Origin of the sequence: Prosthecobacter sp. (assembly GCF_046154365.1) — a bacterium.
GTDB lineage: Bacteria > Verrucomicrobiota > Verrucomicrobiia > Verrucomicrobiales > Verrucomicrobiaceae > Prosthecobacter.
In genome coordinates this window covers 36,940-50,471 of the sequence record NZ_JBJXFV010000083.1, presented here as the reverse complement: position 1 = coordinate 50,471, position 13,532 = coordinate 36,940, and the positions used below count along the sequence as shown (strand labels likewise).

Genomic DNA, 13,532 nt, shown 5'->3' with positions numbered 1-13,532 from the left:
CCTCGACGATGTCATCAGCGAGCCCACCGGCGGCGCGCACCACAATCACCAGGCATCCGCCGATGCTTTCCGCAAAACGGTGCTCGGCCACATTGCCGAGCTCTCGAAACTCTCCACCCACAAGCTGCTAGAGGAACGTTACGCCAAGTTCCGTGCCTTCGGCGAATGGCAGGGGAAATAATTTCCACGAACAAAAACACATGGCCATCAAAGTAGGAATCATCGGAGCAGGAGGAATGTTGCAGTATCATGCCGCTGGCTTCCGCCAAGCAGGTGCAGAGATCGTTGCCGTTGCGGATCCAGCGCCCGGCGCGGCCGCAAAAGCGTCGGAGAAATGGAGCATCGCCCAAGCGTACGAATCCGTCGATGCCATGCTTGCGGAGTGTAAGGAACTCGACGCCGTCAGCATCATTGTTCCCAACAAATTTCACGCCCCGCTGGCACTCCAATGCCTCCAGGCGGGCAAGCATGTCTTCTGCGAGAAGCCACCCGCACTGAAGGCTGCGGAAGTTTCCGAGATGATCACCGCCGCTGACAAGGCAGGGAAAAAACTGATGTTCAACTTCAACAACCGTGCCCGGCCCGAGTCGCAAGCGATGAAGTCGTATTGTGAGGATGGCACCGTTGGCACCATCAACTCCGCACAGGCGAAATGGATACGCCGCACAGGAATTCCTGGCTTTGGCGGCTGGTTCACCACCAAGGAACTATCAGGCGGCGGCCCGGTTATCGACCTGCTGCACATGATTGACCTCGCGCTCTACTTCATGGGCTATCCCGAACCGGCGCACGTGCTTGCCAACACCTTCGACACCTTCATCACCGACAAGAATTTCAAAGGCCCATGGGGCATTCCTGACCGCGCCGATGGCACGAACAACGTGGAAGCCGCCGCCCACGGATTTGTCACCTTCAAGACCGGCCAAGTTCTCACATTGCAAGTCTCGTGGGCGGAAATGGTCATGCGCGAGGAAGTCTCCGTTGTTTTCCAAGGCACCAAGGCTGGCGGCAAGGTTGAGCGCCTCTTCGGTCGCGACGGCCTCGATGAAACTGCCATCGACACCTGCGAACTCTACGTCCAGGAAAACGGCCACAGCGTGAACCGCAGCATCACCACCCCTGCCTGCGAAGACATGGGCCGCATCGGCTCCGCCGCGAACTTCATCCACGCCATCGAAGGCAAGGCCACCGCGCTGAACACGCCGGAGCAAGCATTGCGTCTGATGCAGGTCATCGACGCGATTTATGCTTCCGCCAACACCGGCAAGCCGGTGTCGATTTGAGCAATGGCATTTATGTCTCCGATGTCGAAGGGCATCGGAGGCATTGTGGCTTCATTCGGCGCAGTCATAACCCCAAGAGTTTATGAGCATCAAGAGAATCGTGCCCGACATCACTTCGGAGCGTATGGATGACAGCCGGAAGTTCTATGGGGACTTTCTTGGCTTGGATCTGGCCATGGACATGGGTTGGATCTTGACGTTTGTATCCCCCAGCAATCCGACGGCTCAGATCACACTGATGCAGCCGTCTGCATCGGCCGTCCCCAATCCGAATATCTCCATTGAGGTTGAAGACGTTGGCGCCGTGCATGCCAAAGCTGTCGAGCTTGGCCTGCCCATTGTTTACCCGTTGACGAACGAACCGTGGGGTTTGCGTCGCTTCTTCGTGGCAGACCCCAATGGCGTGGTCATCAATGTGGTGACTCATCTCAAATAGCGAAGCCCGATGCCTTATGGCAAAGAAGACGATAGACTTTGAAGTGGTCCGGGAAATTGCCCTGGCGCTGCCCGATGTCGAAGAGGGCACCCTTCACGGCACCCCTTCATGGAAGGTGCGAGGGAAGCTTTTCACATGTCCTGCTATCCACAGCTCAGCCGAGCCCGGCACGCTTGCAGTTACTCGATTTCGAGCAGCGCGACCGATTGATCGCGGCTGCGCCGGGCATCTACTATGTGACGGACCATTACGTGAAGCATCCCATCGTGCTCGTGCGACTGTCGCGCATGAATCGGAAGTCCTTGCGGGATTTGTTGGGCCTGGCGTGGCACTTCGTGAGTTCACAGGACAAGCCACGTGGTCGCAAAGGCCGGAACGAGACCCGATCAAGCACACCCGAACGCCAACCCACAGCATGAAGCACAGCGTCACAGAACTCCCGTTCAACAGCTTTCTCGGCATCGAGATGGCTTCCGACCCGGCGCAGCTTCTGCGGCTTCCGGCAGGCGCGCAGTATCTCAACCATCTCGGCACCGTTCACGCCAGCGCGCAGCTTGCGCTTGCTGAGGCTTCCAGCGGCGAGTTTCTGCTGCGGGCGTTTGGTTCTGCGTCGGGCGTGGTTCCCGTCGTCCGCCGCCTCGAATCCAAGTTTCGCAAGCCAGCCAACGGTGCAGTCACACCCACCGTTTCCACCCCGCGAGAGACGCTTGAGCAGGTTCGCGCCGACCTTGCGGCCAGGGGCCGGGCGATGATCAGCGTTGCCGTCGAGCTTCACGACGAGTCCGGTGCGCACACGCTGTCAGCCACAGTCGAGTGGTTCATCACACGAATCTCCAATGCGACCGGAAACGTCTAACCAGTCAACAACATGGAATCGCACGCAATCCTCTTTGATCAGCTTGAGTGGCAGTCGCCGCAGGTAGGTGCGCGCTTCAAAGTCTTTCGCGATGGCTCCAGGCAGGTGCGGCTTCTCGAGTTGTCTCCTGAGTTCGTGGAGTCCCATTGGTGTGAAAAGGGACATGCTGGCTTCGTGGTTGAGGGTGAACTCGAAATCGACTTCTCTGGCCGTGTCGTTCGTTTTCCGCAGGGCTCGGCACTGATGATCCCCGCAGGCGCCGCGCACGCCCACAAGGCACGGGCAGTCACCTCCTGTGTTCTCCTTTTCCTTGTTGAGGAGGTTTCTGCATGAGCAGTGAAACACCGACAAAGGATCGCCATCCATGACCGCCTACGAACCACGCCCCATCCGCTTCCTCGACGTCTGGCATGTGGACGACTGGCGCATCAAACTTTACGGCATCGCTTACGCCCGTTCTCAGCCGCGTCCCGAGTTGGTTGCGGCCGCCCAGCGCATCGCATCGCAGCATCTTCGCTCATTGCCGTCCGGCCTTCGCCACTGCCATCTCGGCTTTCTCGGCGTTCACGACGGACGCACTTCCAACTTCGTTTTTCTCGATTTCTGGGCTGACGAAAACGAACTCCATCACCACGTCTTTGTCTCTCCCACCGCACAGCCCGACGAATTCACCTACGTCACGCCCACCGGCCTTTCGGGGTGCGTCTGGGACTTGCGCCTCCAGGCATTCGAGCGCGACGCGTGGGTTACCCACGTCCTGCAGCAGAGCGCATCACCCGATTTCGACGGCTACCTGGCAGCCACGCTCAACGCTGATGTCTGAACACAAATGAACCGTCTCCGCTTCTCCACCATCGCCCATCGCGATCATGTCTTTTGCAGTCCATTGAGTTCAGCCAAGGCCGACCAGTTGGTCGATCTGCTCGATTTGCCCAAGTCGGCGCGGGCGCTGGATGTCGGGTGCGGCAAGGCTGATCTGTTGCTCCGTGTCATTGCACGATACGGGGTGGCCGGGGTCGGCGTGGATCCGAACGCCGAACTCGTGAGAGCCGCGCGTGCCAGCGCTGAATCCCTTGGCATCAGCGGATGCGTGGAGTTGCACGAGGCTCGGGTGGCCGACGTGGCCTTGGAGCCTGAATCCTTCGATGTGGCGCTGTGCATTGGCTCCACTCACGCTTACGGCAAGTTTGACCAGGCTCTCACGGCTCTGTCGCATCTGGTGCGTCCAGGTGGTCAGGTGCTCATTGCCGATGGTTATTGGAAGCGGGAACCGGCAGCGGAGTATCTCGCGTTCCTCGGTGCCAGTCTGACGGACTACTACAACCATCAGGGCAACGAGTCCGCAGGCATCGCCGCCGGTTTGGTGTCGCTTTACTCGTGCGTGAGCAATGACGATGAATGGGACCACTACGAGGGGCTGTATTGCCTTTCGATAGAACGCTTCGTCCGCGACCATCCGGAAGACCCGGATGCAGCGCCATTTCGGGAGCGCATTCGTGCCTGGTGTGACGCCTACCGCCGCTGGGGCCGCGATACGCTCGGCTTTGGCTACTATCTTTTTGGCAAGCCGCGATAATCTCAGATGGATGCCTGTGTGGCACCTTCGACTTTCCAGTAGCATCACACACCTATGACCTCCACGCGGTGGTACCCAACATGAAACAGTCGCTCGGACAAATTGCGCTCGTCGTGCGCGACTACGATGAAGCTATCCAATTCTATGTGGGCAAGCTTGGCTTCACGCTGGTGGAAGACACCTACATTCCAGAGCAGGACAAACGGTGGGTCATCGTCGCTCCACCGGGCTCGGCGGAATCAAGGTTGCTTCTCGCGCGAGCGACCAACGAAGAGCAGGCGTCACGCATCGGCAATCAAACCGGAGGCCGGGTGTTTCTGTTCCTTTTCACCGATGACTTCTGGCGCGACTTTCACGCTTACAAAGCCCGGGGTATCGTTTTTGTGCGAGAGCCAAAGGAGGAGCGCTTCGGCACAGTGGCCGTGTTTGAAGACCTTTACGGAAACCTGTGGGATCTGGTGCAACCCAGAATCTGATGCCAATACACGCGGCAACACCGCCAACATTGCGCTGAATACCATGAACACAGCGCCTGGCAGAAAATGATGACAGCAACGGCAATGACACCATGAACACAACCACATCTCTTCTCTCCGCTAATCTCTTGTTGGCCGTCCCATTTCAGGCTGCGGTGCAACAGACCTTCACCACTGCGGACGGGGAGGCAGTGCAAGCCTACTTGCGCGAGAGCTACACGAAGGGAAACGCAGGAATGGTGATCGAGGTGCTGTACAGCACGGGCACACGCGTGTTCGCGGCCGGGAAATTGGACAATGGAAGAGCGGATGAAATCGCGGACGACCTTGGCTGCGCCTAGCTGAGACCGCCGCGATCCGAATTCAGTGACGCATCACCATACTTGGCTCGTGTGGTTGGTGTGAAGTCCAGCGGCGTCCACGCGGCATTGTTGGCTGATGATGCGACGACGGCTTCGATGAAGGCTATTTCAGCGACGGATTCCTCACTTATCCGGTCATTCATGGCGAACGAAGCTGCGAGGGTGAGAAGCGGGTCTCCGCATCGAACTCCGTGATGGCAGCGGCAAAGCCGCTGGAAAGTGGCCATCATCGCTCCGCGTGATGAGCGGGAGACTCGGCTCTCGCGAAAGGGGACGAATCGCTATTGAGTGCTTTTTGCTGCGGCCACGTCCTTAGCTCGTCACGCGGAGCGATGACGACTACTATGTTGCATCTTCAGGCTGCAAAACATCAACGAACCGCCTTACTCTTCAGGCCCCTTGCTCAGCCAGGGTGTAGCTGGTGCTGCGACCTCCGGCTTCGTTCTTGAGCAACACACCACGCTCGACCAAAACGCGAATATCGCGAAGTGCTGTGTCCTCTGAACACTTCACAAGCATCGCATACTTGGATGAAGTGAGTTTGCCCTCAAAGCCATCGAGCAGCTTGTTGATGATCTTGCGCTGTCGATCACTCACCGGCTGATGATTCAGCTTCTCCCAAACTCGGGCTTTGTGCAGGACGCCGGAGAGCGTTTCATCCGCTTTCGCGATGGCACGGCCCAAACAGCCCAGGAACCACTCCAACCAGAGAGTCACGTCGAGTCCGTTCCGCTGTCCGCGTTCCAGTTGGAGGTAATAGTCCTTCCTGTCAGCCTCGATCTGTGACGACATGCTGTAAAACCGCTCTGCCGTGCCGTCGGCCCGCGCCAGACCGAGATCCGCGATGGCGCGGCCGATTCGCCCGTTGCCATCCTCAAACGGATGGATCGTCACAAACCAGAAATGGGCCACGCCTGCCTTCACCACCGGGTCCACACGGTCCTGCGACTCGAACCATGCCAAGAAGGCCGTCATTTCTTGTTCTAGCCGTTCCGCAGGAGGCGCTTCAAAATGCACGTTCCCGCGACCTATCGGTCCAGAGACCACCTGCATCGCACCGGCTTCGATCGGACGCCAGGCTCCGACAGTGATGAGGTGCATGCCACTACGGCCCGTGGGGAACAAGGCGGCGTGCCAGCCGAACAGGCGTTCCGTCGTGAGCGGCTGGATGTAGCGCTGGGTCGCATCCAGCATCATTTCAACGATGCCTTCCACGTTCCGACTCGGCACCGCTGCCCCGGCGTATTCCAATCCCAAACGACGGGCGATGGAGGAGCGCACCTCTTCCGCATCCAGTTTCTCGCCCTCGATGGCACTGGATTTCACCACATCGGCCGTGAGCGTGGAAAGCTGCGCCTCCGAACGCAGCCGAAAGCCCAAACCCTCCATGCGGCCCAGCAAGCGCCCTTGGCGATGCCGGACATCCGCCAGCAAAGCTGACAGTCTCGCATCGTCCCAGGTGAGGTTCGGCCAATCGGCCAGTTCATGGATGTATCCCATAATCTCCGCTCTTTATGCGGTGATTGTAACGGATTTTCACCGCAATGGCAACATTCTCCGCGCATGATGCGGGGAATGGGCGCGATTTTCACCGCAAACACCTCGGACAACGGACCGGCTCTCAGCGACCCAATCGACCATCGTGTTAATTTATCCGTCTGCGTTAGCTGAGACCGCCGCGATCCGAATTCAGCGCTGCATCGCCATACTTGGCCCGCGTGGTGGGCGTAAAGTCGAGCGGTGTCCAAGCGGCGTTGTTGGCGGAGGATGCCACGACGGCTTCGATGAAAGCCATGCCAGCGACGCCTTCCTCGATCGAGGGATAATCCATGTCGAGAGGGTTGGCGGGCGTGCCGGCTTCGACGGCGCGGATGTGGTTGGTGAAGTTGCGGTAGATGTTAGCGAAGCCTTCCAGGTAGCCCTCGGGGTGGCCGGCGGGCGTGCGGGTGGCGGCGGCGGCGGCGCTGCCGAGGTAGCCCATGCTGGTGCGATAGATTTGCTTCGGTTGATCGAGCGAGGTGACGATCATCGTGTTGGGATCGAGCTGGCTCCATTCGATGCCGCCCAACTCGCCATAGACGCGAAGGGTGAGGTTGTTTTCGCAGCCGACGCTGATCTGACTGGAGTGCAAAACGCCTTTCGCGCCATTGGTGAAGCGCAGCAGCACGTTGCCATCGTCTTCAAGGCGGCGGCCTTCTTTGCCGAGGAAGATGGTGAGGTCAGCGGCGAGTTCTTTGATGTGCAAACCGGTGACGTATTCGGCGAGGTTGATCGCGTGCGTGCCGATGTCGCCCATGCAACCGGCGGCGCCGCAGATCGCGGGATCGACACGCCAAGAGGCTTGTTTTTGGCCGGTGTTTTCGAGCATCGTGGCCAGCCAGCCCTGCGGATACTCGACGACGACCTTGCGGAGGTTGCCCAGTTTGCCCTGCTCGATCATCTGGCGGGCCTGACGGATCATCGGGTAGCCGGTGTAGTTGTAAGTGACGCCGTAGAGTTTGCCGGTCTGCTTCACGATGCCTGCCAGTTCCTTCGCCTGTGCGAGATTGAAGGTTGCGGGCTTGTCGGAAAGCACATGGAAGCCGCTTTCGAGCGCGAGCTTCGCCGCCGGAAAGTGCATGTGGTTCGGTGTGACGATGGAAACGAAGTCCATGCGCTTGTCGGCAGGCAATGCGGCTTCCGTGCGGAGCATTTCCTCGAAATTCCCGTAGCAGCGCTCGGCGGGGAGGAAGAAATCAGCACCGCTGTCCTTGGACTTCTGCGGATTGGAGGAGAAAGCGCCGCAGACGAGTTCAGTCTGCTGGTCGATTGCCGCTGCGATGCGATGAACGCCGCCGATGAAGGCGCCACGTCCGCCACCGATCATGCCATAACGAATTTTCCGGCTCATAAAGTAGCTTGTGCTGAGTTTGTGGGTTGGAGTGAGAAAGGAGCGCGAGTGTGCGCAGCGCCGGGAGGCGGGTCAAGCGCAAGGATGCCCGTTCCCATCACGAGAAGTGCCGATGGCCGGACTCGAACCGGCAAGGGAGTTGCCTCCCAGCAGATTTTAAGTCTGCTGTGTTTACCATTTCACCACATCGGCGTGGGAATGACTGCGCCGCGAGTGTAGCGGCGATGTCGCGGGCCTCAATAGCTGAAAATTTCGCCGTCCTTGAAGAAGCGCTTCAACTCGACAGCGGCGGCTTCAGGGGAATCGGAGGCGTGAACGACGTTGGTCATCTTGTCGGTGCCGAAATCGCCACGAATGGTGCCTTTCGGCGCGATTTTGGAGTCGGTCGGGCCGAGGAGGTCGCGTACATGGGCGATGATGTTGTCACCGCAGATGGCGACGGCGATCACCGGTTTGCTCTTCATGAAATCGGCCACGTCGGGGAAGAATGGTTTGTCGGCGATGTGGGCGTAGTGCTCCTGGAGCAGTGCATCGGTGAGCTGGATCATTTTGCAGCCACGGATGCGGAAGCCTTCGTCTTCGAGACGCTTGAGGACTTCGCCGTTGATGCCGCGTGCGACGCAATCGGGTTTAAGCAGGATGAGAGTGGTTTCTTGGGCCATGGGGACGTTGGGGGGAAAGGGCGCGCACACTGCCGTCCGGCGTCCCATCCGTCAAGGCTGGGAATGTTTTGCCAGACGGAAACGCAGCGCTAGGCTCCGCCGCGCATGCCCGCCCGCTCGTTCGCCTTCTTCGACCTCGACCACACCCTGCTGCCCTTCGACACGCAGGCGTTGTTTTGCAATTTCGTGCTCAAGCGCGAGCCGTGGCGGGTGTTTTTGCATGGTTTGTTCGTGCCAGTGGCCCTGGCACGAGCCTGCGGCCTCGCCAGCACCGCCACGGCCAAGCGTGCCTTTTTGAGCTACCTGCGCGGCATGCCCCGCGAGCGGCTGGCCAAGTATGCGCGTGAGTTTGCCGAGGTCTGCGTGCCGAAATGGGCTTACCCCGATCTGCGGGCTGAAATCCTGCGCCACAAGCACCAGTATCGTGTGCTGGTGCTGAACACGGCGAGTCCTGACTTCTACGCGCATGCCATCGCGCACGCGCTTGGCTTCGACTACTGTGTTGCCACTCAGTTTGAGATCGGTGACAAGTTTCCTGGCATGCCCCGGCTCGTCACCGGCAACAACAAGCACGCGGCCAAGATCGCCGCGATGGAGGAAGCCGTCCCTGGCGTGGCCGAACTGACCGAGAAAGAGCGCTCCGTCTGCTGGAGCTATTCCGACAGTGCCGCCGACCTGCCGCTGCTCGAATATGCCGGCTTCGCCGTCCTCATTCATCCCTCAAAAAGCCTCGCGGCCATCGGCCAGCAGCGTGACTGGGCCATCCTGAACCCCGCCCGCCCGTATCGCACCAAAATGGGCGACATGTTCCGCGTGGTGCTGCAAATCCTCGGCCTGCATCCCGAGTGAGAGCGCCCTTGCTCAAGCCGCAGGTGCCACTATGATCCGCGTCGTCGCCAACGGGCACCCGTAGCTCAGTGGATAGAGCAGCCGATTTCTAATCGGCTGGTCGCAGGTTCGATCCCTGCCGGGTGCGCCATTCAACGTTGTCATGCCAGAAGCGGCCACATTCTGATTCATGGCGTCACAATCATGCTCTCCGCGCTGGCAGTCTGCTTCTGACGGTCGTCAAAGGTCAAAAACTCCGTGGCTCCGATTTCAAGAGCCAAAGCCACATGCAGCAAGTCCAGCGAACGCACCAGCAGCGTGCGGGCGTGTTTCCGGCTGAGACGGTGCGCACGCTGGAAGACCGCCCGCCACGACACCGCTGGCAGTGTGTAGCGCCCGCCTTGCACATGGCTGCGCAGCAGCAGCATGGCACGCACCGCCTGGGCGCGTGTCACCTTCTTGGTGGCAATGCATCGCCGGATGCCGTTGAGCATTTCCAGACGATGCAGCGGCGTGAAGATCAGCGGCTCCTGCATGCGGTTCACGATCTGCCAGGCCGCCGTTGTTTCTGGTTCTCGGATGTAGAGCTTCAACAGCAGACTGGAATCCGCATAGGCTGGCATCAGAACCGTTCCCCCCGCGATTTCTCCAGCTCCTCCGATGCGCCGATCACTGGTTCTGGAAAGATGGCCTCCAGCTCTGCCAGATGATCCTTCCAAGACCATGCGGGCGGGGCTGTAACGGTCTTTTGTTTCTCCGGCGGCACAAGCCGCGCCAGTTCATGTCCTCCGTCCACGATGGCGACTGTCTCGCCACGCTGAACGAGCGCCAACCATGACGGGAGGCTCTGGCCGAACTGTTGGAGGGTCGCAACACTCATGAGTTGAGAATACCCGGCGCAGGCAGAAGCGGCAAGGAACAAGTGAAGCGCTCAGTTTCGCGAAAAAGTGCTCCCGGTGGGATTCGAACCCGCAACCAAGGGATTATGAGTTCTCCTCTTGCCTGATTTAACCTGATAAGGCATGATAGGCTCTGAGCGTGTGTATCCTTGATAAATCAAGGCTTCCAGCGCCATCCATGTTATCAAGGATCATCAAACCACCGCCTGCCATGAACTCAAAAAGTGTCCAAGAAGTGTCCAAGCAGTCTTTGCTTGGACACTCCGCAGAGAAGGCCAGCAAAGGCCACGGATTCGGGAAAACGGATGTTCGCTATTGGCGTGCACGTCTTTTTCGTAGCGGTTACAGCCGTGGAGATGAGCGCCGGGAGGTGGCAGACTGGTGCATGAAGCTGGCGCATGCAGGGCGGCGGGAAACGCTGAATCTGCGCACGCCGAATCAGGCAGCAGCGGCACAGAAAGCGGCGGACATCTACCGCCAGCTTGTAGGGGAGGGCTGGGATGCGGTGCTGCTGCAATGGAAGCCCAAAGCCGTGCTGACTCCAAAGGCGGCGAGTGTGGGCGAGTTCGTGGAAGCTGTGCGGGCGGTGTCGGCAGCGCGGCCTTTGACCGTGTGGGAGTATTCCAAGTGCTTGCGGCGTCTCGCGGCGGATGTGGCGGGCCTGCCTCGTGATGATGCGGCGAAATGGGATGGCCGTTCAGGCGGTGCGGACAAGTGGCGCGAGAAAGTGGACGCGCTGCCGCTGTCCATCCTCACGCCTGAGAGCATTCAGGGCTGGCGCTTGGCGCGGCTCAAAGATGCGGGCGGGAATCCGGCCATGCAGCGAGCCACGAAAACCACCATCAACAGCACGCTGCGGAAAGCCAAGTCTCTGTTTTCGTCCAAGGTGCTCAAGTTCCTGAACGGTGCGCTGGTTCTGCCGCCGAATCCCTTTGCCGGTGTCGAGTTCTTTGAACGGGCTTCGATGCGCTATGAATCGAAAATCGACACGCCAGCGTTGATCGAAGCAGCGCAAACAGAGCTTGGCGGCATGCCTGAGAACGTGGAAGCGTGGAAAGCCTTTGTGCTGCTGATGTTTGCGGGCCTGCGGAAGAATGAAGCCGACAAGCTGCGGTGGGATTCGGTGGACTTCGCGGCGGGCCTGCTACGCATCGAAGATCATGAGCACTTCCAAGCGAAGTGCGAGGCCAGCAAGGGCAGCATTGAACTGGACGCGGAGGTTGTCGCCATGCTTCGCGGCTGGCGTGCGCTGGATGGTGCTGGCGTCTTTGTGCTGCGTTCAGCCGTGGCACCGCTGGCGAACGTGCTGCATTACCACTACCGCGCCAAGCGCACCTTTGACGCGCTGGCGGCTTGGTTGAAGTCCAAGGGCATCACGGCCAAGAAGGCGTTGCACGAGCTGCGGAAGGAGGCCGGTTCAATGGTGGCAGACAAGCACGGCATCTTTGCCGCCTCGCGCTTTCTCCGGCATGCAGACATCGGCATCACGAGTGCGCACTATCTGGACAAAAAGCAGCGCGTCACTGTCGGGCTTGGCGGGCTTCTCTCCGCGCCTGTGACTGTCTCCAACGTGACAGCCTTTCCCCTGCCTGTGAAGCAGGCCAAGCCAGCGAACACCAAACGCAAAAGAGCGTGATGAGCACGAATCGAAACAAACCGCGCACTCTGCGCTTGGATCACGAAACCGCCGTGGCGATGGATGACGCCTGCGAGTGGATGCGGGCCGTCTCGAATGGCCTGCTGTCAGACAGTCCCAAGGCGCGAGTGCGCCAAGTGAATTTTCTTCTTCGTGCCGCGCTTGAAGCCGTGATGAGCTACGAGCCAAGACCGGGAGGCAGGGAAAAGCTGTGCTGGCCTTTGGCCTTCACCGCACGGGAACGCACAACGGAGGAAAAGGAGCTGCATGAACTCTTGAGAACTGCGACGGCTCAAAGTGATGAAGCGATGACGCCATGAAAAGAAAGACATCATCGCCAAAGAAGCCACCGAAGGACGGCAAGGCTGTGTTGCCCAAGGCTCACTTTTCTGTGCCGGTTTTCACAAAGCCCGTTCAGGCCGTGTGGCTGGACATTGCGCAAGACATGCCACCTTGGTTTTGGGATATTGAGATGGCGGCGGCTATCCGCGCTCTGACCAATAAGGATGTTCACCCTTGGCTTTGGTGCCTTGCAGCCTTCATGTTTGAGTTTGAGCAGCAGAGCAGGCCGGGTGCAAAACGCTCCATGAATTTTTATGGGACACCAACTTTCCAGCACGCCATTTATCCGTGGATAGCGGATGATAGACGAGAGGTGATGGCGTGGCGGCAGCAATGGCTGGACAAAGGCGCGTGCGTTGGTGACGATGAACTGACCTTGGTGCCAATAAAGAAGGGCAAGCAGGCAGGGGAACCCTTCGATTTGTCGCCAGTATGGGAACGCGCATGCGCACGAGTGAGGAATGATCTCCAACGGGTGATGAATGCAGCCATTGCTACAGGGGATAACACCTTTTTTCAAAGATGGGGAGAGGCATGCGACGTGGTGGCGACACATGGCTTTGGAGCATACACTCTCAAAGGCCGCTTTACTTGGTGCGCTGGTGAAATCATTGGGGATGTGCGATGGCAAAAGCCGGATGATGAAGGAGAGCCGCAAACTCACAGCTCTCTGATAATCGAAATTTGCACGGCGCGTTTGACCTTCCGAATTGCGAACGGCAGGATTTCGACGGATACCGAAACAGCCGAGATCATTATTCAAATGAGAAGGCAGCAGGAGAAGATGCCCAAGGCGTATCTTGACGATCCGAAGGGCTATAAAAAGAGCCTCGCGGCGGAGGTGAGAACCTACTGCAAGCGGCTAGGCTTTTCGCGTGTGGTTATTGAAAGGCGGCGTGCCAAGGGCGGGCAAACAAAAGGCGGCTGATTTGTTTGCCGGGGCATCGTTGCGTTTAGCTGTCCTGACGTAACTTCATCGGGGTCATGCAGACCCCATCATCGAATCCAGTTTCATCTAAACCACGCGGCTTGTCCTACCAGCAAGCCGCTGAACGCCTCTCCATCTCTGCCGTCACATTGCGACGCTGGCGAGCTGTTGGCCGCTTCAAAGTGCGCGTGTATTCGCCAACGCTCGTGAGGATTCCCATCGAGGAAATTGAGCGGCTTGAAGCGGAGGCACTTGTTTAACCGGAGGCCGCATCATGAACAATAATCCTGATGGCGAACTGCCTTTGAATCTACCGCGAGATGCGGGCCGCGCTCTTTCCTCGCTTGAGCTGGCGCGT

20 protein-coding genes, 2 tRNA genes and 1 pseudogene are annotated in these 13,532 nt (G+C 59.0%); 16 read left to right on the top strand and 7 right to left on the bottom strand.

All coding sequences use genetic code 11. The annotated features are described in order from the left end of the window. The 10 genes and pseudogenes from ACKVY0_RS11075 to ACKVY0_RS11030 all read left to right on the top strand — a co-directional run. Positions 1 to 181: pseudogene (locus ACKVY0_RS11075) on the top strand (acetyl-CoA carboxylase carboxyl transferase subunit alpha); the annotation flags it as partial. Positions 182 to 200: 19 nt separating this feature from the next. Next, a complete protein-coding gene (locus ACKVY0_RS11070) occupies positions 201 to 1,283 on the top strand; it encodes a Gfo/Idh/MocA family protein (RefSeq protein WP_409214878.1) in 1,083 nt (360 codons plus the stop codon). An 82-nt stretch (positions 1,284 to 1,365) separates the two neighbouring features. Further along, positions 1,366 to 1,719 carry a VOC family protein gene (locus ACKVY0_RS11065; RefSeq protein WP_409214877.1) on the top strand — a complete coding sequence of 118 codons (354 nt, stop codon included), beginning with the start codon at positions 1,366 to 1,368 and terminating at the stop codon, positions 1,717 to 1,719. A 173-nt stretch (positions 1,720 to 1,892) separates the two neighbouring features. Continuing rightward, complete coding sequence (locus tag ACKVY0_RS11060) at positions 1,893 to 2,138, top strand: hypothetical protein (protein WP_409214876.1); 246 nt, start codon at positions 1,893 to 1,895, stop codon at positions 2,136 to 2,138. Further along, complete coding sequence (locus ACKVY0_RS11055; RefSeq protein WP_409214875.1) at positions 2,135 to 2,575, top strand: PaaI family thioesterase; 441 nt, start codon at positions 2,135 to 2,137, stop codon at positions 2,573 to 2,575. Before ACKVY0_RS11060 ends, ACKVY0_RS11055 begins: the two co-directional genes overlap by 4 nt. 12 nt (positions 2,576 to 2,587) lie before the next feature. Further along, positions 2,588 to 2,908 (top strand): cupin domain-containing protein, encoded by a 321-nt coding sequence (locus tag ACKVY0_RS11050; RefSeq protein ID WP_409214874.1) that lies wholly within the window; start codon positions 2,588 to 2,590, stop codon positions 2,906 to 2,908. Between the two features lie 31 nt (positions 2,909 to 2,939). Further along, complete coding sequence (locus ACKVY0_RS11045; protein ID WP_409214873.1) at positions 2,940 to 3,398, top strand: isochorismatase; 459 nt, start codon at positions 2,940 to 2,942, stop codon at positions 3,396 to 3,398. A 6-nt stretch (positions 3,399 to 3,404) separates the two neighbouring features. Further along, entirely contained in the window at positions 3,405 to 4,151 is a 747-nt protein-coding gene (locus ACKVY0_RS11040) for an SAM-dependent methyltransferase (RefSeq protein ID WP_409214872.1), read from the top strand. An 80-nt stretch (positions 4,152 to 4,231) separates the two neighbouring features. Next, positions 4,232 to 4,627: a VOC family protein gene (locus ACKVY0_RS11035; protein WP_409214871.1), complete on the top strand. Its 396-nt coding sequence runs from the start codon at positions 4,232 to 4,234 to the stop codon at positions 4,625 to 4,627. Positions 4,628 to 4,719: 92 nt separating this feature from the next. Then, positions 4,720 to 4,968 carry a hypothetical protein gene (locus ACKVY0_RS11030; RefSeq protein WP_409214870.1) on the top strand — a complete coding sequence of 83 codons (249 nt, stop codon included), beginning with the start codon at positions 4,720 to 4,722 and terminating at the stop codon, positions 4,966 to 4,968. Here the strand turns inward: ACKVY0_RS11030 and ACKVY0_RS11025 are convergent. The 5 genes from ACKVY0_RS11025 to ndk all read right to left on the bottom strand — a co-directional run bounded on the left by ACKVY0_RS11025 (position 4,965) and on the right by ndk (position 8,541). Continuing rightward, a complete protein-coding gene (locus ACKVY0_RS11025) occupies positions 4,965 to 5,132 on the bottom strand; it encodes a hypothetical protein (protein WP_409214869.1) in 168 nt (55 codons plus the stop codon). The two genes, ACKVY0_RS11030 and ACKVY0_RS11025, sit on opposite strands and share 4 nt — an antisense overlap. A 247-nt stretch (positions 5,133 to 5,379) precedes the next feature. Beyond that, on the bottom strand, positions 5,380 to 6,489 hold the full coding sequence (locus tag ACKVY0_RS11020) for a Fic family protein (RefSeq protein WP_409214868.1): 1,110 nt from the start codon (positions 6,487 to 6,489) through the stop codon (positions 5,380 to 5,382). A 163-nt stretch (positions 6,490 to 6,652) separates the two neighbouring features. Then, positions 6,653 to 7,879, bottom strand: coding sequence for a Gfo/Idh/MocA family protein (locus ACKVY0_RS11015; protein WP_409214867.1), 1,227 nt, complete (start codon positions 7,877 to 7,879; stop codon positions 6,653 to 6,655). 107 nt (positions 7,880 to 7,986) lie between these two features. Next, positions 7,987 to 8,071 (bottom strand) — tRNA-Leu (locus ACKVY0_RS11010). Between the two features lie 44 nt (positions 8,072 to 8,115). After that, positions 8,116 to 8,541: a nucleoside-diphosphate kinase gene (gene ndk / locus ACKVY0_RS11005; protein WP_409214866.1), complete on the bottom strand. Its 426-nt coding sequence runs from the start codon at positions 8,539 to 8,541 to the stop codon at positions 8,116 to 8,118. Positions 8,542 to 8,646: 105 nt separating this feature from the next. On the opposite strand from ndk, the gene ACKVY0_RS11000 reads away from it, so the two are divergent. Both ACKVY0_RS11000 and ACKVY0_RS10995 read left to right on the top strand, forming a co-directional pair. After that, complete coding sequence (locus ACKVY0_RS11000; RefSeq protein WP_409214865.1) at positions 8,647 to 9,390, top strand: HAD family hydrolase; 744 nt, start codon at positions 8,647 to 8,649, stop codon at positions 9,388 to 9,390. Between the two features lie 54 nt (positions 9,391 to 9,444). Further along, positions 9,445 to 9,520 (top strand) — tRNA-Arg (locus tag ACKVY0_RS10995). Between the two features lie 37 nt (positions 9,521 to 9,557). Here the strand turns inward: ACKVY0_RS10995 and ACKVY0_RS10990 are convergent. After that, positions 9,558 to 9,992, bottom strand: a complete 435-nt coding sequence (locus ACKVY0_RS10990; RefSeq protein WP_409214864.1) for a type II toxin-antitoxin system VapC family toxin — start codon at positions 9,990 to 9,992, stop codon at positions 9,558 to 9,560. Beyond that, positions 9,992 to 10,249, bottom strand: a complete 258-nt coding sequence (locus ACKVY0_RS10985; RefSeq protein WP_409214863.1) for a type II toxin-antitoxin system Phd/YefM family antitoxin — start codon at positions 10,247 to 10,249, stop codon at positions 9,992 to 9,994. Before ACKVY0_RS10985 ends, ACKVY0_RS10990 begins: the two co-directional genes overlap by 1 nt. A 404-nt stretch (positions 10,250 to 10,653) precedes the next feature. Here ACKVY0_RS10985 and ACKVY0_RS10980 point away from each other — a divergent pair, with 404 nt between their 5' ends. From ACKVY0_RS10980 to ACKVY0_RS10965, 4 genes are read left to right on the top strand one after another with little or no spacing between them, the layout of a single operon-like run. Continuing rightward, positions 10,654 to 11,904: a tyrosine-type recombinase/integrase gene (locus ACKVY0_RS10980; RefSeq protein WP_409214862.1), complete on the top strand. Its 1,251-nt coding sequence runs from the start codon at positions 10,654 to 10,656 to the stop codon at positions 11,902 to 11,904. Continuing rightward, a complete protein-coding gene (locus tag ACKVY0_RS10975) occupies positions 11,904 to 12,224 on the top strand; it encodes a hypothetical protein (protein WP_409214861.1) in 321 nt (106 codons plus the stop codon). The genes ACKVY0_RS10980 and ACKVY0_RS10975 overlap by 1 nt, the downstream gene beginning before the upstream one ends. Further along, on the top strand, positions 12,221 to 13,174 hold the full coding sequence (locus ACKVY0_RS10970) for a hypothetical protein (RefSeq protein WP_409214860.1): 954 nt from the start codon (positions 12,221 to 12,223) through the stop codon (positions 13,172 to 13,174). Before ACKVY0_RS10975 ends, ACKVY0_RS10970 begins: the two co-directional genes overlap by 4 nt. Before the next feature lie 56 nt (positions 13,175 to 13,230). Then, on the top strand, positions 13,231 to 13,434 hold the full coding sequence (locus ACKVY0_RS10965) for a hypothetical protein (RefSeq protein WP_409214859.1): 204 nt from the start codon (positions 13,231 to 13,233) through the stop codon (positions 13,432 to 13,434). The last annotated feature ends 98 nt before the right edge of the window (positions 13,435 to 13,532 follow it).